Annotated in this window: 17 protein-coding genes; 15 read left to right on the top strand and 2 right to left on the bottom strand. The window is 67.3% G+C overall.

The window, feature by feature from the left end; all coding sequences use genetic code 11:
• The first annotated feature begins 58 nt into the window (after positions 1-58).
• The 5 genes from rpsF to zipA all read left to right on the top strand — a co-directional run bounded on the left by rpsF (position 59) and on the right by zipA (position 5,840).
• Positions 59-496: a 30S ribosomal protein S6 gene (rpsF, locus tag AC5P8R_RS03740; protein ID WP_006452997.1), complete on the top strand. Its 438-nt coding sequence runs from the start codon at positions 59-61 to the stop codon at positions 494-496.
• Positions 497-507: 11 nt separating this feature from the next.
• The gene (gene rpsR / locus AC5P8R_RS03735; RefSeq protein WP_002804494.1) at positions 508-738 is read left to right on the top strand and encodes a 30S ribosomal protein S18; all 231 of its coding nucleotides are present in this window, start codon (positions 508-510) and stop codon (positions 736-738) included.
• A 105-nt stretch (positions 739-843) separates the two neighbouring features.
• Complete coding sequence (gene rplI, locus AC5P8R_RS03730; protein ID WP_014647660.1) at positions 844-1,293, top strand: 50S ribosomal protein L9; 450 nt, start codon at positions 844-846, stop codon at positions 1,291-1,293.
• 259 nt (positions 1,294-1,552) lie between these two features.
• Positions 1,553-5,056: a chromosome segregation protein SMC gene (gene smc / locus AC5P8R_RS03725; RefSeq protein WP_495223004.1), complete on the top strand. Its 3,504-nt coding sequence runs from the start codon at positions 1,553-1,555 to the stop codon at positions 5,054-5,056.
• Positions 5,057-5,102: 46 nt separating this feature from the next.
• Positions 5,103-5,840 (top strand): cell division protein ZipA, encoded by a 738-nt coding sequence (zipA, locus tag AC5P8R_RS03720; protein ID WP_014647658.1) that lies wholly within the window; start codon positions 5,103-5,105, stop codon positions 5,838-5,840.
• Positions 5,841-5,930: 90 nt separating this feature from the next.
• On the opposite strand, the gene AC5P8R_RS03715 is transcribed toward zipA, so the two are convergent.
• Positions 5,931-7,055, bottom strand: a complete 1,125-nt coding sequence (locus tag AC5P8R_RS03715; RefSeq protein ID WP_049420860.1) for a pyridoxal phosphate-dependent aminotransferase — start codon at positions 7,053-7,055, stop codon at positions 5,931-5,933.
• Between the two features lie 224 nt (positions 7,056-7,279).
• Here AC5P8R_RS03715 and ligA point away from each other — a divergent pair, with 224 nt between their 5' ends.
• From ligA to AC5P8R_RS03670, 9 genes are all read left to right on the top strand, one after another.
• Positions 7,280-9,751 (top strand): NAD-dependent DNA ligase LigA, encoded by a 2,472-nt coding sequence (gene ligA, locus AC5P8R_RS03710; protein WP_169411436.1) that lies wholly within the window; start codon positions 7,280-7,282, stop codon positions 9,749-9,751.
• A gap of 49 nt (positions 9,752-9,800) precedes the next feature.
• Positions 9,801-10,286, top strand: coding sequence for a GNAT family N-acetyltransferase (locus tag AC5P8R_RS03705; RefSeq protein ID WP_010480482.1), 486 nt, complete (start codon positions 9,801-9,803; stop codon positions 10,284-10,286).
• The gene (gene epmA, locus AC5P8R_RS03700; RefSeq protein WP_495223003.1) at positions 10,283-11,239 is read left to right on the top strand and encodes an EF-P lysine aminoacylase EpmA; all 957 of its coding nucleotides are present in this window, start codon (positions 10,283-10,285) and stop codon (positions 11,237-11,239) included. The genes AC5P8R_RS03705 and epmA overlap by 4 nt, the downstream gene beginning before the upstream one ends.
• 138 nt (positions 11,240-11,377) lie before the next feature.
• Complete coding sequence (locus AC5P8R_RS03695) at positions 11,378-12,109, top strand: DUF3011 domain-containing protein (RefSeq protein WP_014647653.1); 732 nt, start codon at positions 11,378-11,380, stop codon at positions 12,107-12,109.
• 47 nt (positions 12,110-12,156) lie between these two features.
• Positions 12,157-13,221 (top strand): S-methyl-5-thioribose-1-phosphate isomerase, encoded by a 1,065-nt coding sequence (gene mtnA / locus AC5P8R_RS03690; RefSeq protein WP_014647652.1) that lies wholly within the window; start codon positions 12,157-12,159, stop codon positions 13,219-13,221.
• Between the two features lie 297 nt (positions 13,222-13,518).
• Positions 13,519-16,245 carry a DNA gyrase subunit A gene (gene gyrA / locus AC5P8R_RS03685; RefSeq protein ID WP_495223002.1) on the top strand — a complete coding sequence of 909 codons (2,727 nt, stop codon included), beginning with the start codon at positions 13,519-13,521 and terminating at the stop codon, positions 16,243-16,245.
• 131 nt (positions 16,246-16,376) lie between these two features.
• Positions 16,377-18,905 carry a membrane-bound PQQ-dependent dehydrogenase, glucose/quinate/shikimate family gene (locus tag AC5P8R_RS03680; protein WP_046431508.1) on the top strand — a complete coding sequence of 843 codons (2,529 nt, stop codon included), beginning with the start codon at positions 16,377-16,379 and terminating at the stop codon, positions 18,903-18,905.
• Positions 18,906-19,029: 124 nt separating this feature from the next.
• A complete protein-coding gene (locus AC5P8R_RS03675; RefSeq protein ID WP_169411414.1) occupies positions 19,030-20,118 on the top strand; it encodes a lysozyme inhibitor LprI family protein in 1,089 nt (362 codons plus the stop codon).
• Between the two features lie 47 nt (positions 20,119-20,165).
• Positions 20,166-21,797, top strand: coding sequence for a peptidoglycan-binding protein (locus AC5P8R_RS03670; protein WP_169411412.1), 1,632 nt, complete (start codon positions 20,166-20,168; stop codon positions 21,795-21,797).
• Between the two features lie 51 nt (positions 21,798-21,848).
• On the opposite strand, the gene AC5P8R_RS03665 is transcribed toward AC5P8R_RS03670, so the two are convergent.
• Positions 21,849-22,838 carry a zinc-dependent alcohol dehydrogenase family protein gene (locus AC5P8R_RS03665; RefSeq protein WP_046431502.1) on the bottom strand — a complete coding sequence of 330 codons (990 nt, stop codon included), beginning with the start codon at positions 22,836-22,838 and terminating at the stop codon, positions 21,849-21,851.
• A gap of 119 nt (positions 22,839-22,957) precedes the next feature.
• Between AC5P8R_RS03665 and AC5P8R_RS03660 the strand changes: the two genes are divergently transcribed.
• Positions 22,958-23,863 (top strand): LysR family transcriptional regulator, encoded by a 906-nt coding sequence (locus tag AC5P8R_RS03660; RefSeq protein WP_049408602.1) that lies wholly within the window; start codon positions 22,958-22,960, stop codon positions 23,861-23,863.
• Positions 23,864-23,913: the final 50 nt, after the last annotated feature.

The following is a 23,913-nucleotide window of genomic DNA, read 5'->3' as shown; positions in this document are numbered from 1 at the left end:
GGTCTCAACGGCGGGGGGCTGTCCGGCCGCAAGGCCACATCCGAAAGGTAGAAAAAACATGAGTCGTCATTACGAAATCGTGTTCATGGTCCACCCGGACCAGAGCGAGCAGGTCCCGGCCATGATCGAGCGCTACAAGTCGCTGGTCGAGAACGGCAACGGCACCATCCACCGTCTGGAAGACTGGGGCCGCCGCCAGCTGGCGTACCCGATCCAGAACCTGGTGAAGGCCCACTACGTGCTGATGAACATCGAAGCCGACCAGGCCGTTCTGAACGAACTGACCGAAAGCTTCCGCTTCAACGACGCCGTGCTGCGCAACCTGGTCATCAAGCGTGACGAGGCTGACACCGAGCAGTCGCTGATCATGAAGAGCAAGGACGAGAAGGGTGACAAGCCGGAGCGCGGTGAGCGCCGTCGTCGTGACGACGAAGAGGGCGAGTCCACCACCACCGCTGACAACGAAGCCGGCGACGACGCCGCTTCCGCCGCCTAAGGAGCCTTCCCATGTCCAAGTTCTTCCGTCGCCGCAAGTTCTGCAAGTTCACGGCTGAAGGTGTGAAGGAGATCGACTACAAGGATCTCAACACCCTGCGCCAGTACCTGACCGAGAACGGCAAGATCGTGCCGAGCCGCGTCACCGGTACCAAGTCGAAGTACCAGCGCCAGCTGGCGACCGCCGTCAAGCGCGCTCGCTTCCTGGCCCTGATCCCGTACACCGACAACCACGACGTCTGATGCCCGGCGGGGCGGCCCGGCGCCGCCCCCGCTGTGCCAGCTATTCGGACAGCCTTTGTTGCGGGGCATCGCCTCGCTAACGAATAACTCATCTGGAGCAATACCATGCAGCTGATCCTCCTGCAGAAAGTCACCAACCTCGGCAACCTGGGCGACCTGGTCGACGTGAAGCCGGGCTACGGCCGTAACTTCCTCGTGCCGCAGGGCAAGGCCGTTCCGGCCACCGAGAGCAACAAGGCCGAGTTCGAAGCCAAGCGCGCCGAATACGAAGCCAAGGCCCAGGCCATCCACGCCGACGCTGACGCCCGCAAGGCCAAGCTGGACGGCGCGAGCGTGACCATCCCGGCCAACGCTTCGACCGAAGGCAAGCTGTACGGCTCGGTCGGCGCCCGCGAAATCGCCGATGCCTTCACCGCTGCCGGCCTGCCGGTCAGCAAGAGCGAAGTCATCCTGGGCGAAGGCGCCTTCCGCAACATCGGCGAGTACGACGTGCTGATCCACCTGCACGCCGACGTCGAGACCACCGTCAAGGTCGTCGTCGTCGCCGAAGCCTGATCCCACGCCGCAAGGCCTGGCATCACCGCAGAACGGGCGCCCGCAAGGGTGCCCGTTTTGTTTTATGGCTCCGTTTCGTGGCGTGCGGCCACGTCCGGCCGACGGGGTGGGGCTGGACAATGTTCCACGCCCATTCGTAGAACACGGCCACATCGGTATACTCAGGGCGTCACACCCGTTCCACGGGCATCGATCCCAGCAGGATCAATGACTTGGAGGGTAAACGCAGGCCGCTTGCCGGCCCCAGTCCGGAACCCCTATGCGTCTTTCCACGATCAAGCTGTCCGGCTTCAAGTCGTTCGTCGATCCGACCACCCTGCACCTGCCGACCAACATGACCGGCGTGGTGGGCCCCAATGGCTGCGGCAAGTCGAACATCATCGATGCCGTGCGCTGGGTCATGGGCGAGAGTTCGGCCAGCCGCCTGCGTGGCGACTCGCTGACCGACGTGATCTTCTCCGGGTCCAATGCCCGCAAGCCGGTCTCGCAGGCTACCGTCGAGCTGATCTTCGACAACTCCGACCACACGATCTCCGGCGAATACGCCTCGTTCAACGAAATCTCGGTCAAGCGCACGGTCAGCCGCGACGGCACCAGCAACTATTACCTCAACGGCACCAAGTGCCGCCGTCGCGACATCACCGACCTGTTCCTCGGCACCGGCCTGGGCCCGCGCAGCTACTCGATCATCGAGCAGGGCATGATCAGCCAGATCATCGAGGCGCGCCCGGAAGACCTGCGCGTGTACCTGGAAGAGGCAGCCGGCATCTCCAAGTACAAGGAACGCCGCAAGGAGACCGAGACCCGCATCCGCCACACCCGCGAGAACCTGGACCGGCTGGGCGACCTGCGCGACGAGATCAGCAAGCAGCTCGAACACCTCAAGCGCCAGGCCAGGCAGGCCGAGCAGTACCAGGCCCTGCAGGAAGAGCGCCGGGTCAAGGATGCCGAGTGGAAGGCGCTGGAATTCCGTGGTCTCGACGGTCGCCTGTCGAAGCTGCGCGAAGGCCTGTCGCAGGAAGAGACCAAGCTGCAGCAGCTGATCGCCGACCAGCGTGATGCCGAGGCCCGCATCGAGACCTCGCGCGCGCGGCGCGAAGAGGCCGCCGACGCGCTCAACACCGCGCAGGCCGCGGTCTACCAGGTCGGCAGCACGCTGGCGCGCCTGGAACAGCAGATCCAGCACCAGCGCGAGCTGTCGCAGCGCCTGCACAAGGCGCGCGATGAAACCCAGCAGGCCCTGGCCGAACTGGGCCAGCACATCAGCGGCGACGAGGCCAAACTGAGGGTGCTGCGCGAGGCAGTGGAGGCCGCCACCCCGCAGCTGGAGGCGCTGCAGGAAGAGAACGAGATCAAGCAGGAAAGCCTGCGCGAGGCCGAAGACCGGCTGGCCAGTTGGCAGCAGCGCTGGGAGCAGCACACCTCGCAGAGTTCGGAGGCGTCGCGCGCCGGTGATGTCGAGCGCACGCGCGTGGACTACCTGGACAAGCAGATCCTCGACGCCGACCGGCGTCGCGAGGCCCTGGCCGCCGAGCGCGCCGGGCTGGACGTGGACGCGCTGGAAGAGGCCTTCGAGCAGCTGCACCTGCAGCACGACACGCAGAAGGCCGCGCTGGATGAACTGAGCGAAGACGTCGAGCTGCGCAAGCAGGGCGTGGCGGCCGTACAGGAACAGCAGCGCAATGGCCAGAACGAACTGGCCGAACTGCGCAAGCAGGCCAACGGCCTGCGCGGTCGCCTGGCCTCGCTGGAAACCCTGCAGCAGGCCGCGCTGGGCCAGGAGCAGGGCGCGGCCGTCGCGTGGCTGAAGGCGCGCGGGCTGGATTCGGCGGCACGTGTCGGCGAACGCCTGGACGTCGATGCCGGTTGGGAAAACGCGGTGGAAAGTGCGCTCGGCCAGCTGATCGAAGGCGTGCTGGTCGATGACCCGGGCAGCCTGGTCAACGCCCTCGGCGAACTCGGCGACGGCCACATTGCGCTGGTCGCCAGCGCGGATGCCGAGGTCAAGGCTGCACCGACGTCGCTGGCCGCACGCGTGCGTGGCCCGGCGGCGATCCGTCGCCTGCTGGCGCACCTGCATGGTGCCCGCGACCTGTCCGAGGCGAAGGCCCTGCAGTCCAGCCTTCCGGAAGGCGATTCGATCATCACCCAGAGCGGCGAGCGCCTGGGCCAGGGCTGGCTGCGCGTGTCGCGCTCCGGTGCAGCCCAGCAGGGCGCGCTGCTGCGCGAACGCGAGATCAACGAGCTGCGCGAGCAGATCGAGCAGCTGCAGGACCGCGAGGCCGAGCTGGAAGAACAGCTGGCCGGTTTCCGCGAGCAGCTGCAGGCGGCTGAACAGCAGCGCGAAGACGCGCAGCGTGCGCTGTACCAGGCCCATCGCGCGGTGTCCGAGCTGGCTGGCCAGCTGCAGGGTCAGCAGGGCAAGGTAGAGGCTGCACGCACGCGCATCGACCGCATCGAAGGCGAGCTGAAGCAACTGCAGGAAACGATTGAAGCCAACAACGCGCAGGCGCGCGAAGCGCGCTCGCGGTTGGAGAACGCGGTCAGCAGCATGGGTGACCTGGAGTCGACCCGGCAGCGGCTGGAGGGCGAGCGCCGCCAGCTGACCGAGTCGCGCGACCTGGCCCGCGATGCTGCCCGTGCAGTGCGCGAGCGCTCGCATTCGCTGGCCCTGACCCTGGAATCGCAGCGTGCGCAGCTGGCCTCGTTGAGCCAGGCGCTGGAGCGCATGGGCACCCAGCGTGGGCAGTTGGATTCGCGACTGGGCGAGCTGCACTCGCAGCTGGACGAAGGTGATTCGCCGGTCGAAGCGCTGCAGGCCGAACACCAGAACGCGCTGGAAGAGCGCGTGCGCGCCGATCGCGTGCTGACCGAGGCGCGGACGCTGCTGGACGGCATCGACGCCGAGCTGCGCAACTACGAGCAGACCCGCCACCAGCGCGACGAACAGGCGCTGGCCCAGCGCGAGCGTATTTCGCAGCGCAAGCTGGACCAGCAGGCGCTGGTGCTGAGCGCGGACACCCTGCAGGGCGCGGTGGAGAAGGCCGGTTTCGTGCTGCAGGACGTGCTCAACGCACTGCCCGAGGATGCGCGCCTGGGCGACTGGGAGCAGGCCGTGCATCAGATCGACGCACGCATGCGCCGGCTGGAGCCGGTCAACCTGGCCGCCATCCACGAGTACGGCGAGGCTTCGCAGCGCTCGGATTACCTGGATTCGCAGCACACCGACCTGACTACGGCGCTGGAAACGCTCGAGGATGCCATCCGCAAGATCGACCGCGAGACCCGCGGCCGTTTCAAGGACACCTTCGACCGCGTCAATGCTGGCGTGCAGGCGCTGTACCCGCGCCTGTTCGGTGGCGGCCACGCCTACCTGGAGCTGACCGGTGAAGACCTGCTCGACACCGGTGTGACCATCATGGCGCGCCCGCCGGGCAAGCGCGTGTCCAGCATCTCGCTGCTGTCCGGCGGCGAGAAGGCGATGACGGCAGTGGCGCTGGTGTTCGCCATCTTCCAGCTGAACCCCGCGCCGTTCTGCCTGCTGGACGAGGTGGACGCGCCGCTGGACGAAGCCAACGTCGGCCGGCTGGCCAACATGGTCAAGGAAATGAGCGAGAAGGTGCAGTTCCTGTTCGTCAGCCACAACAAGGCGACGATGGAGGCCGCGCACCAGCTCTCGGGCGTGACCATGCGCGAACCGGGCGTCAGCCGCCTGGTCAGCGTGGACCTGGAAGAAGCCGCGCGATTGGCGGGCGCGGCCTGACGTGCCATCCTAGTTACCTGAATGAACTAGCCGGAGAACCTATCGAATGTCCGACACGGCACTGTTGCGCATCGGCATCCTGGCCGCCGGCCTGCTGTTGATCGCCGCGATCTTCCTGTTTGGCCGTCCGAAGAAGAAGCCCCAGGGACGCCGCGTGGAAAGCGCGGAACCGGCCAGCGGCGAGCGCCGCGAACCGGTATTGGGCGAGGATGGCGTTGTCGTGGCCGATGGCCGCGTCGAACCGGGCATGGGCACGGAAGGCGAACAGGCCGAACTCGGCCTGGGCGATACCGACCCGGGCGCCAGCGATCTCGGCAAGCGCGCCACCCAGGATTTCGACAAGATCGTTTCGCTGTTCGTGGCCGCCCGGGCCGGCGAGCAGCTGCGCGGCGAAGACATCGTGGTAGCGGCGGAGAAGACCGGCCTGGTGTTCGGCCACATGAACGTGTTCCACCGTCTGGTGGAAGGCCATCCCGAGCGCGGGCCGATCTTCTCGATGGCCAGCATCATGAAGCCAGGCAGCTTCGACATGGCCAACATCCGTGCCATGGAAACCCCGGCCATCGCCTTCTTCCTGACCCTGCCGGCGCCGCTGACCGCGCTGGATGCCTGGGAGAAGATGCTGCCGACGGTGCAGCGCATGGCCGAACTGCTGGATGGCGTGGTGCTGGATGACAGCCGCAACGCCCTGGGTCGCCAGCGCATCGCGCACATCCGTGACGAGCTGCGCGCCTACGACCGCCAGCACCAGGCGCCGCCGCTGACCAAGACCCCGCGCTGGTGAGCGCCATGGCGTGCCGACCAACGGTCGGCACCCACCCCGACCAACGGTCGGCACCCACAACAGTAGATCCACGCCCTGCGTGGATGGGGTCTACGCCGGTACGCCGGCCACCTTGGCAAACGCGCGGCGGAACGCGGCCATCTCGTCCTCGCTGCCGACGGTCACGCGCACGTGCTGCGGCCAGATCGGCCAGCTGCGCCCGATCACCACACCGTTGTCGGCCATCGCCTTGGCGAACGTGCTGCCGTCGCGTTGCACGTCGACCACGAAGCAGTTCGCTTCCGACGGCAGGCAGCTGAAACCACGCTTGCCCAGCCATGCGATGGTGGCCTGGCGCACCTTGGCGTTCTGCAGGCGACGCTGCGGAATCAGCTGCGGATCCTGCAGGCTGGCCAGCGCCGCCGCCAGCGCGGGCACCGGTAGCGGGTTGTCGCCGGGGCTGGCCAGCTCGCGCAGACGCTCGGGATGTGCGGCCGCCAGGCCCAGGCGCAGGCCGGCCATGCCGTACAGCTTGGAGAAGGTACGCAGCACGATCAGATCGTCGCGCTGCGCCACCTGCGCGATCAGGCTGGGCTGCTCGCTGTATTGCAGGTAGGCCTCGTCGACCAGCACGCGGGTGGAAGCAGGCTTGTGGGCCAGCAGCCAGGCGAGCTCATCCGGTGGGCTGATCGAACCGGTCGGGTTGTTCGGATTGCACACGTACAGCAGCCCGGTCGGGCGCGCATGCGCGGCTGCGACCATCGCACGCAGGTCGTGTGCGCCGTCATTGCGCAGCGGCACCTTCTGCACGTGTGCACCATGTGCGGCAGCGACCTCGCCCAGGGTCTCGAAGGTGGGGTCGGCCACCACCAGTCCCGCCTGCGGGCCGGTCCACAACGTGGCGGCGCGGTTCAACGGTTCGCTCGAGCCCGGATAGAGGCGCACATGGTCGGCCGGGATACGGGCCTGCTCGATGAAGGCATCGCGTACCTGTGCCGCCAGGGCGAAGCGGTAGCGGCCGCAGCTGGCGATGCTGTCGCGCGCCGCCTGCTGGGCAGCGGGGGAGGGGCCGTAGGGGCATTCGTTGAAGTTCAGTAGTACCGCGCCTTCGGCAGGGGCCGCACCGACGGTGGCCGCGGATTGGGCCTGGCCACGCAGCGGCAGGCCGCTGCCGGCGACGGCAAGGCTGGCACCGGCCAGCTGCAGGAAGCGTCTACGGGAGTCAGGCAGGGTCATGGGCAGGATTCCGATGGGGCCGTCGCACGCTAGCGCCGGCGTGAGCGGGCGGCAAGCTGCTTTTTGTGGCGTCGAGCCATGCTCGACCACAGACGTGCCAACCAAGGTTGGCACCTACCGGAGCGGGGAGTGCCCGTCGAGCACGCTCGACGCTGCAAAGGCGGGGCGTTACAGGGCCTGACGGCCGGGCGCGGTAGAATCCCCGGCCATCCCAGAACCACCGGATCCCGATGAGCCCCAGCCCCGCCGAACGCGCCGAAGATCTCCGCCGGCAGATCGCCCAGGCCAACCGCGCCTACCACGAGCTGGACGCGCCGGAGATCCCCGACGTCGACTACGACCGGATGGTGCGCGAGCTGGAAGCGTTGGAGCGCGAGCACCCGGAACTGGCCCGTGCCGACAGCCCGACCCAACAGGTCGGTGCACGTCCGTCCGGCCGCTTCCCCGAAGTGCGCCATGCGGTGCCGATGCTGTCGCTGTCCAATGCCTTCAGCGATGAGGAAGTGGCCGACTTCGTGCGCCGCATCGATGAGCGCCTGGGCCGCCGCAGCCTGCAGTTCTCGGCCGAACCGAAGATGGATGGCCTGGCGATCAGCCTGCGCTACGAGGACGGTCATTTCGTACTCGGCGCAACCCGCGGTGATGGCAGTACCGGCGAGGACGTGACCGCCAACCTGCGTGAAATCGGCGATGTTCCCAAGCGCCTGCACGGCAAGGACTGGCCGGATGTGCTGGAGGTGCGTGGCGAGGTGTACATGGCCCGCGCCGATTTCGAGGCCTACAACGAACGTGCGCGCCAGCAGGGCGGCAAGGTGCTGGCCAACCCGCGCAACGCGGCAGCGGGTTCACTGCGCCAGCTCGATCCGAAGATCAGTGCGCAGCGCCGGCTGAGTTTCTTCGCCTACGGCACCGGTGAAGTGCAGGGCGGCGAGCTGCCGGACACCCATTCGGGCACGCTGGCCCAGCTCGGCGCCTGGGGCTTCCCGGTCAGCGGGTTGTGCAAGGTGGTGCAAGGCGCCGACGGCCTGCTCGGCTACTACCGTGACATCGGCGAGCGTCGCGATGGCCTGCCGTTCGACATCGATGGTGTGGTCTACAAGCTGGATGACCGCGCCGGCCAGCAGGCCATGGGTTTTGTCTCGCGTGCGCCACGCTGGGCCATCGCGCACAAGTTCCCGGCACAGGAACAGAGCACCACGGTGGAGGCGATCGAGATCCAGATCGGCCGCACCGGTGCCGCCACGCCGGTCGCGCGGCTGGCACCGGTGGCTGTGGCCGGCGTGATCGTGTCCAATGCCACGTTGCACAATGCCGATCAGATCGCGCGTCTCGATGTGCGTGTCGGTGACAGCGTGATCGTGCGACGTGCTGGCGACGTGATTCCGGAAGTGGTCAGCGTCATCCTCGACCGCCGTCCACAGGGCACCTCGCCCTGGCAGATGCCGACGCGCTGCCCGGTGTGCGGCTCGGAAATCGTGCGCGAGGAAGGTGCAGCTGCGTGGCGCTGTTCGGGCGAACTGTCCTGCCCTGCGCAGCGCAAGGAGGCCATTGCCCATTTCGCTTCGCGCCGTGCGATGGATATCGACGGCCTCGGCGACAAGTACATCGAAACCCTGGTCGACGCCGGCATCGTCAGGAGCGTGGCCGATCTGTACCGGCTCAACCGCGACCAGCTGTTGCACCTGAAGCTGGTGCTGGATGCCGGGGACCCTTCCGCACTGGCCGCCGCGCTGAAGCTGCACCTGCCGGCAGAAGGCAGCGGCGCGGTGCTCAATGCGGTGCTCAAGCTGGATGGCAACGATCCGGCGTGGCGCGCGCAGGCGCTGGCAAAGCCGGCCAGCTTCGAATGGAACACGAAGAAGATCGCCACCAGATGGGCCGACAACCTGATCGCGGCAATCGACGCCAGTCGCGCAGCCACGCTGGAGCGCCTGCTGTTCGCGCTTGGCATCGAGCACGTCGGCGAGAGCACGGCCAAGGCGCTGGCGCAGTGGTTCGGTGACCTGGAACTGATCCGCCACCTGCCATGGCCGTTGTTCAAGCGCGTGCCGGACATCGGTGGCGAAGTGGCGCGTTCTCTCGGCCATTTCTTCGAGCAGCAGGGCAACCAGCAGGCCATCGACGACCTGCTGCAGGTCGGGCAGGTGCGCATCAGTGATGTGCACGCGCCCAGTGCCAAGCTGCGCGAAGGCCTGGATCTGGCGCAACTGCTGGTCGAATCGGAAATCCCCGGCATCACCCGCCTGCGTGCGGAGAAGCTGGTGGCTGCCTTGCCGGGTGCCCAGGCGGTGCTGGATGCCGAGCATGGCCAGTTCGTCAACGCCGGCCTGCCGGACGACACTGCGCGCGGTCTGGCCGACTGGCTCGATGCCGATGGCCATGGCGCGATGCTGCTGGCAGCCGAGAAGGCGATGCAGCAGATCCTGGCCAAGGCGCCGGCGCTGGCCGAGATCGTGGCCGGCCCGCTGGATGGGCAGACCGTGGTGCTGACCGGCACCCTGGCCCAGCTCACCCGCGATGCCGCCAAGGAACGCCTGGAAGCGCTGGGTGCCAAGGTCTCCGGCAGCGTGTCGAAGAAGACCAGCTTCGTGGTCGCCGGCACCGAGGCCGGCTCCAAGCTGGACAAGGCGCAATCGCTGGGCGTGCCGGTGTGGGACGAAGACCGCCTGCTGGCCTACCTCGCCGAACACGAATGATGACCCCGCCGGGTGCCTGGCGCCCGGCATGAAAGACAAAGGAACGCCGATGCAGACCGCCCCGCTGGATTTCCGCCTGGCCACCCGTGCCGACGAAGAACTGTTGATCGCGTTGATGCGCGAGTTCTACGCCGAAGACAGGATCGACTTCGATGACGCGCGCGTGCGTCGCGGCGTGGACGCGCTGCTGGCCGATCCGCGCAATGGCGAAGTGCTGCTGTGGCTGGACGAGGCCGGCGAGGTGGTCGGCTACGCGGTGATCGCGATGGGCTTCAGCCTGGAGCAGGGCGGCCACTTCATGCTGCTGGACGAGCTGTACCTGAGCCATCGCGCGCGCGGTCGTGGTCGCGGCAAGCAGGCGCTGGCCATCTGTGAACAGCGCGCTCGCGGGCGTGGTGTCAGCCGCCTGCGCCTGGAGGTGAACCACCACAACGAACTGGCCCGCCGCCTGTACCTGGCCAGCGGCTACATCGACGACACCCGCGATCTGCTGACCCTGCCGCTCGACCATCCGCGCCCGGAGGGCATCCTGTGAGCGAGGCCCTGCTGCGCGCGCTGCAGCAGCGCGCCACGCTCAATACGCTGGTGCGCCGCTTCTTCGCCGAGCGCGATGTGCTGGAGGTGGAAACGCCGATCCTGTCGGTGGCAGGCAACACCGAGCCGAACATCGACAGCTTCCATACCGATTTCACCGGCCATGTCGATGCCGGTGGCCGTCGTCGCTGGCTGCGCACTTCGCCGGAATATCCGCTCAAGCGCCTGCTGGCGGCCGGTGTGGGCGACTGCTACGAACTGGGCCGGGTGTTCCGCAACGGCGAGGCCGGCGGCCGCCACAACCCGGAATTCACCATGCTGGAGTGGTATCGGGTCGGCTGGGACCACCACCGGTTGATGGAGGAAACCGCCGAGTTGGTCGGCCAGGCGCTGGCCCTGGTCGGACGCCGTGCAACGCTGCGTGTGTTGAGTTACCGCGAGCTGTTCCAGCAGCACCTGGGCCTGGATCCGTTCGAGGCCGATGAAGCCGCGCTGCGTGTTGCGCTTGGCGACGTGCACATCGACCCGGACGGGTTGACCCGTGATGACTGGCTGGACCTGTTGATGACCCACCACATCCAGCCGCAGTTCGATGACGCGGTGATGACCGTGGTGCATGACTGGCCGGCCAGCCAGGCCGCGCTGGCCCGCATCCGTCCGGGCACGCCGCCGCTGGCCGAGCGTTTCGAGCTGTACCTGGGTGCAGTGGAGCTGGCCAACGGCTATCACGAACTGAACGACGCCCACGAGCAGCGCGCCCGGTTCCAGCGGGACCAGCAGCGCCGCCACGAACGTGGACAGGTGCAGCCGGCCGTGGACGAGGCACTGCTGTCGGCGTTGCCGTCGATGCCTGCCTGTGCCGGCGTGGCGGTGGGTGTCGATCGCCTGTTGATGGCGATGAACCGCACGCCACGCATCGCCGATGTGCTGGCCTACGACTTCGCCCACGCGTGATCCCCGCGTGTTGCTGAACATCGCAGGCTGAACGAAACGCGGGTTCGGTGCGCTTGCGTCGGTAAGCACGATGATGCTCTTATCACGGCCAATGCCGGACACTGGCATCCAGTTCATCCATTCCTGCTGGGGAAGGCTTTGGTCAAGTGGTTCGCGGTTGTCGCTGCACCGGTGTACTCCATTGCGCTCTGGGGTGCCTGGCTGCCGTCGCCGGCGTCGGCCCAGCAGGTGGGCTACGACGATGAAGTGGTGACCTGCGAATCACGCGACATGGGTTGGGTGCACTGCGATATCGAGGTTGCCAACGGCGTCGACCTGGTGCGCCAGCTGTCCAGCAACAGCTGCATCCGCGGCAGCGAGTGGGGTACTGACCGCAGTGGTGTGTGGGTCACCCTGGGCTGCCGTGCCGAGTTCCGCGCCCGGCGCGCAGCGGGCGCGGCGCCGCCGGCTGACAGCTCGGGCAAGCGCCTGGTGCGCCGTGTGGTGCGCTGCGAGTCCAATGGCCGTCCGCAGAGTTGCCCGGTACGACTCGATGGCGCGCCGGTGCGCCTGCTGCGCCAGTTGTCGGTGTTGCCGTGCCGCGAAGGGCAGGGCTGGGGCTACAAGCGCAATGAAGTCTGGACCAGCCGTGGCTGCCAGGGTGACTTCGAAGTGGCCGATGACGATGGCCGCTTCGTCGACATGCCGCGCCGCCTGACCTGCGAATCGAAGTCGAAGAAGCGGCGCTTCTGCGGTGCCAGCATCTCGGTTGGCGCCGTGGTCTCCGAGCAGCTGTCCAGCACGCCCTGCGAGGAAGGCAGTACCTGGGGCTGGAGCCGCAACGGGATCTGGGTGGACGGCGGCTGCCGCGCCGAATTCTCGGTGAATTGAGCCCGGGCAGGCTCCAACCCTGCGGGGCGTGGCCCTACAATGGGCCCATGAACACTGCCTCTGACATCGACTACGCCCGTTACGACCACATCCGCCCGATCCTGTGGACCGGCGATGCCCTGCAACTGCTGGACCAGCGCAAGCTGCCGTTCGTGGTCGAGCACGTGGTCTGCCATGACAGCGACGAGGTTGCCAGCGCGATCCACGCATTGACCGTGCGTGGCGCGCCGGCGATCGGCATTGCCGCTGCCTGGGGTGTCGTGCTGGCTGCACGCGAGGTGCAGGCCGCCGATGGTGCGCACGCCCTGCAGCAGCTGGAACCGGCCCTGCAGCGCCTCAATGCATCGCGCCCGACTGCGGTCAACCTGGCCTGGGCGCTGGCGCGCATGCGCCGTTGCCTGAACGCCGCCGGCGCCGACTGGAAGGCGTTGCTGGAATCGGAAGCGCAGGCCATCGCCGAGGAAGACCTGGCCGCCAACCGCCACATGGGTGCACTGGGCGCGGGCCTGATCGAGGCTGGCAGCGGCGTGCTGACCCACTGCAATACCGGCTCGCTGGCCACTGCGGGGTTCGGTACCGCGCTGGGCGTGATCCGCGCCGGCATGGCCCAGCACCGCATCGCCCGCGTGTTCGCCGGCGAGACCCGGCCGTGGCTGCAGGGGGCACGCCTGACCGTGTGGGAACTGCAGCAGGACGGCATCGATGCCACCCTGATCGCCGATTCGGCTGCCTCGCACCTGATGAAGACCGGCGCCGTGCAATGGGTGATCGTGGGCGCGGACCGCATCTGCGCCAATGGCGATACCGCCAACAAGATCGGCACCTACCAGCTGGCCATCGCCGCCCGCCACCACGGCGTCAAGTTCATGGTGGTCGCACCGTCCTCGACCGTGGACATGGAGACCGTGGACGGCAGCCAGATCGAGATCGAGCAGCGCGACCCGGGTGAGCTGTACGGCGTGGGGGGTACCCGTACCGTCGCCGAGGGCATTGCTGCCTGGAACCCGGTGTTCGACGTCACCCCGGGCGAGCTGATCGACGCCATCGTGACCGAGCGCGGGGTCATCCTGAACCCGACCGCCGGGAACATGCGCACCGCCTTCGGCGGCTGAGGCGGGCAGGAAGGTCCCGGGGTCGGATCCCTTTTCGCAGGAAAGGGCTCTGACCCCAGGCAGGCCTCATCCACGCACTGCGTGGATCTACTGATTTCGCGCAGCCGAGCATGGGCTCGGCTCTACAGGGGCGGTATGGGGCTCTAAGTTCCTGATTTGTGCCGGTAAAATCCCCGTAAAGGGAGGCGGAAAACGGCCTGTTGTGGTAGTATCCGCAGGTTGAATCGAGGTTCCGGCGCGACCCCCTCCCGCAGAGGGCTGCGCCGGACTGGACCGCTACCAGACAACGGAACCCGAATGGCAGAAACCGCCAAGGAAATCATCCAGGTCAACCTGGAAGACGAGATGCGCAAGAGCTACCTCGATTACGCCATGAGCGTGATCGTGGGCCGCGCGCTGCCGGATGCGCGCGACGGCCTCAAGCCGGTGCATCGCCGCGTGCTGTACGCGATGAACGAACTCAACGCGCACAGCAACAAGCCCTACTTCAAGTCGGCGCGTATCGTCGGTGACGTCATCGGTAAGTACCACCCGCATGGCGATCAGTCGGTGTACGACACGCTGGTGCGCTTGGCACAGCCGTTCTCGCTGCGCTACATGCTGGTCGACGGCCAGGGTAACTTCGGTTCGATCGACGGCGACTCCGCTGCAGCAATGCGATACACCGAGGCGCGCATGTCGCGCCTGGCGCATGAGCTGATGGCGGACATCGACAAGGAAACCGTCGATTTCCAGCCCAACTACGATGAGAAGGAACTGGAGCCGACGGTCATGCCGACCCGGTTCCCGAACCTGCTGGTCAATGGTTCGGCTGGCATCGCGGTGGGCATGGCGACCAACATTCCGCCGCACAACCTGAGCGAATCGATCAACGCCTGCATCGCGCTGATCGACAACCCGGACATCGATGTCGACGGCCTGATGGAATACATCCCGGGCCCGGATTTCCCGACTGCCGGCATCATCAACGGCACTGCCGGCATCGTCGCCGGCTACCGCACCGGCCGTGGCCGCGTGCGCATCCGTGCCAAGGCCGATATCGAAGTGGCCGACAACGGCCGCGAATCGATCATCGTCACTGAAATTCCTTACCAGGTGAACAAGGCGCGTCTGATCGAGAAGATCGCCGAGTTGGTCAAGGAAAAGAAGATCGAAGGCATCAGCGAGCTGCGCGATGAGTCCGACAAGGATGGCATGCGCATCTACATCGAGATCAAGCGCGGTGAATCTGCCGAGGTTGTGCTGAACAACCTGTACCAGCAGACGCAGATGGAATCGGTGTTCGGCATCAACATGGTGGCGCTGGTCGATGGCCGCCCGCAGTTGATGAACCTCAAGCAGATGCTGGAGGCGTTCGTCCGCCACCGTCGCGAAGTGGTCACCCGCCGCACCGTGTTCGAGCTGCGCAAGGCGCGCGCCCGTGCCCACGTGCTGGAAGGCCTGACCGTTGCGTTGGCCAACATCGACGAGATGATCGAACTGATCAAGACCTCGCCGAACCCGAACGAAGCCCGCGAGCGCATGCTGGCCCGCGTGTGGGAGCCGGGCCTGGTCGGTGCGATGCTGGGTGCGGCCGGTGCCGAGGCCTCCCGTCCTGAAGACCTGCCCAAGGGCGTGGGCCTGATCGAGGGCGGCTACCAGCTGACCGAGATCCAGGCCACCCAGATCCTGGAGATGCGGCTGCACCGCCTGACCGGGCTGGAGCAGGACCGCCTGACCGACGAGTACAAGCAGCTGCTGGAAGTGATCGCCGGGCTGATCCACATCCTGGAAGATCCCGACCGCCTGCTGCAGGTGATCCGCGAGGAGCTGGTCAACGTCAAGGCCGAATTCGGCGACGAACGTCGTACCGAAATCCGCCACAGCGAAGAGGACCTGGACATCCTCGACCTGATCGCGCCGGAAGACGTGGTGGTTACCGTGTCGCATGCCGGTTACGTGAAGCGGCAGCCGGTGAGCGTATACCGCGCACAGCGCCGTGGTGGCCGTGGCCGCAGCGCGGCGGCGACCAAGGAAGAGGATTTCATCGAACAGCTGTGGCTGGTCAACACGCACGACACGCTGCTGACCTTCACCAGTTCGGGCAAGGTGTTCTGGCTGCCGGTCTACCAGCTGCCCGAAGCCGGTTCCAACGCCCGCGGCCGTCCGATCATCAACTGGATCCCGCTGGAGCCGGGCGAACGCGTGCAGGCCGTGCTGCCGGTGCGCGAGTACGCCGATGGCCAGTTCGTGTTCTTCGCCACGAAGAACGGTACGGTCAAGAAGACCCCGCTGAGCGAGTTCGCCTTCCGCCTGGCCCGCGGCAAGATCGCGATCAACCTGGACGAGGGCGATGCGCTGGTCGGCGTCGGCTTGACCGACGGCCAGCGCGACATCCTGCTGTTCGCCTCCAACGGCAAGACCGTGCGCTTCGGTGAGGACAAGGTCCGCTCGATGGGCCGTACTGCCACCGGCGTGCGCGGCATCAAGATGCCGGCCGGCGAGGAAGTGGTCAGCCTGATCGTGGCCGAGAGTGCCGGTGGCAGCGAGGACGAGAACGAGGACGACAACGGTGTCGAGGAAGCCGCTGCCAATGGCGACGCGGTGATCGACGGCGCCGACGACGCCAGCGTTCAGTACATCCTTACCGCCACCGAGAACGGCTACGGCAAGCGCACCCCGCTGCCGGACTACCCGCGCAAGGGCCGTGGTACGCAGGGCGTGATCGGCATCCAGACCACCGAGCGCAACGGCAAGCTGGTCGCCGCAGTGCTGATGGGCTCCAGCGACGAAGTCCTGCTGATCTCCGATGGTGGCACCCTGGTGCGTACGCGTGGCTCGGAAATCAGCCGCGTCGGCCGCAACACCCAGGGCGTGACCCTGATCCGCCTGTCCAAGGACGAGAAGCTGCAGGCGGTGGAGCGCATGGATGCCTCGATCGACGAGGACGAGGATGAGATGGCAGTGCCTGGCCCGGCCCCGGCCGCGACCACGACCGATGGCGCCCCGGCGGCTTCCAGCAGCGAGGACGCCGCACAGGAGTGATCCTGCCGCAAGGTTGAGCTACGCGACGACGCCGGCCCTGTGCCGGCGTCGTCGTATCAGGATGCCGCACATACGCGCGCGCTTCACGTCGGCGGTGGGATAACGGCGCATGCTGTCCCCGGAGATCGACGATGTCCGCCACGCCGCCGTCCGCTCCTGCTCCCGTCCGCGCCTCCCGGCATCCTCTCGTTACCGTGCTGTCGCTGCTGCTGGTCCTGCTCGGCCTGGTCATCGGCGGGCTCGGCGCATGGCTGCTCAGCCTGGGCGGCTCGGCGTACTACGCCATCGCCGGGGCCGGCCTGCTGGCCAGTGGCCTCCTGTTGTTCGGCAATCGCCGCAGCGGCGCGCTGCTGTATGCGCTGGTGTTCGCCGGTACGCTGTTGTGGACCTGGTGGGAGTCGGGCAGCGACTACTGGCGCTGGGTACCGCGGCTCGGCCTGGTGACCGCGCTTGGCATCGTGCTGGCGCTGCTGGCGCCCACCCTCCACCAACCGGTTTCCAGGCGCCTGTCGCGCAGCGTGGCCGGCGTGCTGATGCTGGTGTTCGTCGCTGCCTTCGGATTGGCGTTCGCGCCGCACGGCGAAGTGGACGGGCACCAGCCGTTCCCGGAAGGCGCGGCCAGCGTCGGGCTGGAACCGACCCGCGACACCACCGGCCTGCAGCCGGCCGACCAGCCTGCCGAAGGGGACTGGCCGGCGTGGGGGCGCAGCAATGCCGCCACCCGCTATTCGCCGCTGCAGCAGATCACCCCGGCCAACGTGGCCACGCTGCAGCTGGCCTGGCAGTTCCGCACCGGCGATATGCCGAAGAAGCGCTGGGGTGCGGAAACCACGCCACTGAAGATCGGCGACCGTCTGTACCTGTGCACCGCCCGCAACCGCCTGATCGCACTGGATGCGGCCAGCGGCAAGGAAGTGTGGCGGTTCGATCCGAAGGTAAAGGACGCTTCGATTCCATACACCGCCGCCTGCCGTGGCGTGAGTTATTACGAGCAACCGGCCACGCCGATCCTCGCCGATGCCGCATTGGCCGATGCCGCTGCTGATCTGGCGTTGCCGGAACCGCCGCCCAGTGCCACCCGCAGCGCTGCACCGGGCAGTCGTCCGGCATGCTGGGCGCGCATCATCGAGGGCACGCTGGACGGGCGCATCATCGCGGTGGATGCCGACAGTGGCCGCCCCTGTGCGAATTTCGGCAACAACGGCCAGGTCGACATCACTCTGGGCATGGGCGAGGTGCCACCGGGCTATGTGTCGATCACCTCGCCACCGGCCATCGTGCGCGGGGTGATCGTCACCGGCCACCAGGTGCTGGATGGTCAGCGCCGCGACGCGCCGTCGGGCGTGATCCAGGCCTACGATGCGATCACCGGCAAGCTGCGCTGGGCGTGGGACATGGACCAGCCCGAACGCAGCGGCCTGCCGCCGCATGAGCAGACCTACACGCGCGGCACGCCGAACATGTGGACCACCGCGACCGGTGATGAGGCGCTGGGGCTGGTCTATCTGCCGCTGGGCAATTCCGCTGGCGATTACTGGAGTGGCTCACGCACGGAAAACCAGAACCGCTACGCGACGTCGCTGGTGGCGATCAATGTGGCCACGGGCAAGCCGGCCTGGCATTTCCAGGCGGTGCGCAAGGATGTGTGGGACTACGACCTGGGTTCGCAGGCCAGCCTGATCGATTATCCGACGGCGGCAGGCAAGGTGCCAGCGCTCCTGCTGCCGACCAAGCAGGGTGATCTCTACATCCTTGACCGCCGCAACGGCCAGCTGCTGACCGCCGCCGAAGAGCGCAGGGTGCCGGTCGGCGGTGTCGAACCGGAACAACGCTCACCCACGCAGCTGTTCTCGCTGTATCACACGCTGCGCCGGCAGCATGACCTGACCGAGCGCGACATGTGGGGCATCACCCCGGTCGACCAGCTGATCTGCCGCATCCAGTTCCGCAAGGCGTACTACGAAGGCTTCTACACCCCGCCGAGCAGTGATCGCCATTCCATCGAATATCCCGGCTACAACGGCGGTTCGGATTGGGGAAGTGTGTCCATCGATACACGCCGCGGCGTGATCGTGGCCAACTACAACGACATGCCCAACTACAACCGGCTGGTGCCACGCGCCGAGGCCGACAGGCTGGGCTGGCTGCCACGCGAGAAGGTCCGGTTCGACAAGGGCGGCGCCGAAGGCGCGGGCGACCCACAGGTGGGCACGCCCTACGCCATCCAGGTGAACGCCGGTTGGCGCCTGCCGTTCACTGGTCTGCTGTGCAAGCAGCCACCCTATGGCGGCATCCGGGCCATCGACCTGCGCACCGGCAAGCTGCTGTGGGACCGTCCGTTCGGCAGTGCGCGCGGCAACGGACCATTCGGCATCCGTTCGGGCCTGCCCATCGAGATCGGCACGCCGAACAATGGCGGTTCGGTAGTCACCGCCAGCGGCCTGATCTTCATCGCCGCCGCCACCGACGACCTGCTGCGCGCCATCGACCTGAAGACCGGCAAGGAGCTGTGGCATGCCAAGCTGCCCGCGGGTGGCCAGGCCAATCCGATGGTGTACGCGCAGGGCGGGCGCCAGTACGTGGTGATCATGGCTGGCGGCCACCATTTCATGGAAACCCCGAATGGCGATTACGTGATGGCCTACGCACTGCCGAAATAGCGCTGCCGGCCTGAGTGCGGCCTACGGGCTGTGACCGCTGGTCGCTGAAGTTGCGCTGGCGACCGGGCAGCATCCATCATCGGAACAGGACGGGGCCGGCCAACGCCCCCAGGGAAGGAAACGCATGCTGAACTCCGAACGCCTGCCGGGGCGTGCCACCCGGTTGCTGGCAGGACTGCTTCTGCTTGGCCCTTGCCTGTGGACAAGCGCGCAGGCGTCGCCCCAGCCCGCGGCACGCAAGGTGCCCAGCGGTGCCGAACTGATCGCAGGCGATGCGCGCTCTCTGAGCCCCGCTCATGCGCCTTGCATGGCGGCCGCAGGCACCGCGCTGGACGCCCGTCGCCGTTGTGCCGACGCTGAACTCAAGGTGCACGACGATGCACTCAATGCCGCCTACAGCGCGGCGCGCTCCACACTGACCGCCAGTGATCAGCAGGTGCTGCGCGATCTGCAGCGGCAATGGCTGCGCCAGCGCGACAACCGGTGCCCGGAAGGCAGCACGGCCGTTGCCCAGCTGGATTCACAGCAGTGCCGCACGCACATGACCCTGCTGCGTGCCCGCCAGTTGCAGGGCGGCGGTGCGGCGGCGCTGGTGGCGGAAGCCAAGGCGGCCCCGGCGCCGGCGCAGGCCGCTGTGCATGCCGCCGATGCCGCGCCCGACAAGCAGGGCAGGATCGTCCTGCGGCCCGGCGAGGGCAGGCTCACACCGGCACTGCAGGTGGTCTTCCAGGTGACCGATTGCAGCGGCACCGACAACGTGACGACCTGCCAGGTGCGGAGCATGGGCGTGACCCGTGGTGGGCGCAACGTGGTGGTCACGGACGTGCAGCCGCGCCTGACCCGCGCCGGCACCGGTGCCCAGGGTGCGACCGCCGTGCTGCTGACCGTTTCGGATTTCAATGGTGATGGCGTGCCGGACCTGCAGGTGTGGCAGGACAACAGCGGTGTCTACAACGTTCCGGTGCATGCGTTCTACCTGTTCGATGCCAAGCGCAACCGCTATGTGCGCGCCAAGGCGTTGGAAGCGGCCATCGGTGGGCGCGACATCGACCATATCGACAATGGGCGGTTCGTGCTTCGCGCGAAGGTCAGCCCGTGCGAGCGCGAGGACAAGGTCATCCAGCTGCGCGGAACCGGCACGCGCACGTTGCTGCAGCGCCGCTATGACACCTGCAGGGGCGAGGCCCCGACCGAACCGGACCTGCTGAAGTAGGTCTTCCCCCGACGAATGGATGCGTTCCGGAACTGGAGAGCTGAAGGATGAGCGAAGGCTATGGAAAAGGTGGGTCGGGCTTCGGCCTGACCCGGGACCAGTCGGTCGAGATGATCGTGCGTACCTGCATCGACAACGGCATTACCGACCATCGGCAGATTGCCTATGTGCTGGCCACGGCGCAGCACGAATCGCGTGATTTCGCCGCGCCCGAGGAAGACTGGGGCAGGAAGCAGGCGGTGGATCTGCGCTACTTCGGCGGCGAGGAGTACTTCGGCCGGGGCTTTGCCCACCTCACCCACGTCAACAACTACGAGCGGCTGGGCGAGGCGCTGGGGATCGGCCGCGAGCTGGTCGAGCATCCGGAACGGGCTGCCCAGGCAGACATCGCCACCAAGGTGCTGGTGGTGGGGATGCGCGACGGCCTGTTTGGTGCGCGGCTGTCCGACAACGTCAACGCCAACCATGCCGACTACCGGCAGGCGCGGGCCTCGGTCAATGGCGGTGAGCTGAACAACGGCAGTCCCTATCCAGACGCCATCGCCACACGGGCCACTGAATGGGAATCCCAGGTTGCCGGCCTGGTCCAGCGTGTGCAGCAACCAGGCTTCCAGATGCCGGTGCCGACCCCCCAGACGCCCACCGGGGCGATGGACCTGCACCGGGGTGACGCCAACCAGCACGTGCTGGAAGCGCAGCAGTACCTGCAGCGCTTGGACGTCCGCAACAACGCCAATGCCGCGATCAAGCCCGACGGTGATTTCGGCGCCTCCACCGAGCAGGCCGTGCGCCGCTTCCAGACCGAGCGGGGTATCAGCCCGGCCAATGGCCGCATCGACGCTGCGCTGCTGGAACGCATGCGCAGCGACACGCTGGCGGTCGATCCGGACTTCAAGCGCCGGACGGTGACCGACCTGACCGGGCCGCTGGCCGACGGCAACCTGGGCCCCGGTGAGAAGGGCGAGCCGGTGTTCGAAATGCGCCGGCAGCTGGAGGCGTTGGGGTACCTGACCGAACCGAACCCACGTGCCGAGCGCGATGCGCGCACGTTTGATGCCGGCATGCAGGCGGCCATGCGCAACTTCCAGCAGGACTATGGCCTGCCGCTGCGCCCCGGCGGCGTCATCGACACGGATGCGCGCCGGCAGTTGAACGATGCCGCCGTCGCTCGCGAGCATGCGCCGACCACCGAGTTCGACCGCGCGGAGAACTGGCCGCCGCAGCGTCCGCCCTATACGCGGGCGGAGTTCCAGCCGGAGCAGGTGCAGGCGCGGCAGCAGGCAGCGGCGAATGCACCGGTCGCTGGTCCGGCCGCGCCGGAGCCCGCACCGCAGCCCAATGGCATGGAATCGCTGTCGCCCAGGGACGCCGCGCTGTTCGAGCGCATCCGCCAGGGGGTACCTGGCACCATCGGCGACGAGCACGTCATGCAGGCAGTGCTGGAGTCCAAGCGCAACGGCATCGATGATGCCGCGCGCGTCGACCGGGTGATGATGGCCGGAGATCGCCTGTGGGTTGCCGGGTTGATTCCCGGTGAGCGCGCCAGTGTGGATACGGCACAGCCGGCGCGCTCGATGGAGGAAACGGTGAATGATCTGGCCGGTGACAACCGGCAGCGCGAGCACCAGCTCACCCTCGAAAGCCGCCACCATGAGAACCGCGGGCCTTCAATGGCCTGAGCCTGCGGCAGCGACGTGCCCGCAGTGGGTCCGTCGCTGCCGGCAGGGTGTTTACAGCGTCACCACCACTTTGCCGATCTGTTCGTTCGATTCCAGGTAGCGGTGGGCGTCCTGGATCTGTGCGAAGGGGAACACCTTCGCGATCTTCGGCGCCAGCGTGCCCTTGTCCAGGCCGTCGACGATGAACGCTTTGGCACGTGCCAGCGCGGCATCGTCGGAGACGATTTCCGAGTACAGGTAGCCCTTCAGCGTCAGCGACTTGCCCAGCACGTTGAACAACGGGAACGGGGTGGGTTCGCTGCTCAGCGCGCCGTATTCCAGCAGGATGCCGCCACGGGCCATTGCCTCGGTCAGCGGCACGAACTGCGGGCCACCGATCGGGTCGAACACCACGCGGGCGCCGGCACCGCCGGTGATGCGCGCCACCTCGGCTGCCAGGTCCTGCTCCTGGGTGGCGATGACATGGGCGGCACCGGCATCGAGCAAGGCCTGGCGCTTGCCCGGGCCACGGGTCACCGCAATCGGCGTGGCACCCACTGCATTGGCGATCTGGATCGCGGCCAGGCCGACGCTGCTGCTGGCAGCGGTGATGATGACGGAATCCCCGGCGGCCAGCTGCGCCTGCTCCAACAGTGCGCCCCAGGCGGTGACGTACTGCATCCACACCGCAGCCGCCGTTTCGAAGCCCAGCGCCTGCGGGTGCTTGACCACCAGTCGTGCCGGCACGTTGGCCAGCTCGCCGTAGGTGCCCCAGCGGGCGATGTCCAGCGGCGGCACCACGCTCACCGCATCGCCAGCAGTGAATCCGCTCACCGCACTGCCGACCGCCTCGACCATGCCGGCCGCTTCATAGCCCAGCCGGCTGGGGAACTGCGCCTCCTGCAGATAGGCGCCGTTGCGGAACATCACCTCGGCACGGTTCAGGCCGATGGCCTTGACCCGGATCTGGACCTCGTCGGCGGCGGGGGCGGGAACATCGATGTCGTCGATGCGCAGCACATCGGCGCTGCCATATTCGTGGATGCGGACAACCTGGCTCATGGGGGGCTCCTGGGCAAGGCCGGCGCTGGGGCCGGCGGAAAGGTGGAGGCTACTGTGCGCGTGGCCTGCCTCCAGAATAAGGGGTAATCTGGCGTTTCATTGAAAACCAATTGTTTGCAATGGACCTGATCGCTCCCCTGCGGACCTTCGTCAAAGTGGCCGAGGTCGGCTCCTTCGCCGCTGCCGCCGACGCGCTGGACCTGTCGCCGCAGCTGGTCGGCAAACACGTGCAGTCGCTGGAACAACACCTGGGCGTGCGCCTGCTCAACCGCACCACGCGCAAGCAGAGCCTGACCGACTTCGGCCAGGCCTATCTGGCGCGTGCGCGGGTGATCCTGGAGGAGGTGGAAGGCGCCGAGCAGCTGGCCGAAGTGGCGCGCGGGCGGCCGATGGGGCGCCTGCGCGTCAGCGCACCGGTCACCTTCGGCGTGCATGCACTGGGGCCGGCGGTGGTGGCCTACCTGCAGCAGTACCCGGACGTGCAGGTTGATCTGAACCTGTCCAACAGCCTGGTGGACATCGTCGAGGACGGCTTTGATCTGGTGTTCCGCACCGGTGATCTGGCCGACAGTGGGCTGGTGGCGCGACGGCTGGGGCCGTATCCGCTGGTGCTGTGTGCATCGCCGGCGTACCTCGCATCGCGCCCGGCCATTGTCCATCCGGCCGATCTGAGTCGGCACGAGTGCCTGGGCTTCGCGCATTCGATCATCCGCACGCGCTGGAGCTTCCGCGATGCTGACGGCAGCGTGCTGAGCGTGCCGGTGTCCAGCCGCTTCATGGTCAACCAGGCCGAGCCGCTGCTGACCGCGGCAGTCGGTGGGCTGGGGTTGATCCTGCAGCCCCATGAAATGCTTGCCGCCGCGCTGGCGCGTGGTGAACTGGTGGAAGTGCTGCCGGACTACGTGCCGGTATCGACGTGGATCAACCTGGTGTACCCGCGCGACCGCCAGCTGACGCCCAAGCTGCGCAGTTTCCTGGACTTCTGCGTGGCACGCTTCAGCGAGCAGACGATGGCAAGGCGATAGCACGGCATCGGTTGGCATTCCTGTGACTGCCTGCGAAGGATCGCCCTGAG

The sequence above is a fragment of the Stenotrophomonas sp. YJH_SMC_73 genome (genome assembly GCF_059370155.1).
This window is presented reverse-complemented; position numbering and strand designations above follow the sequence as displayed.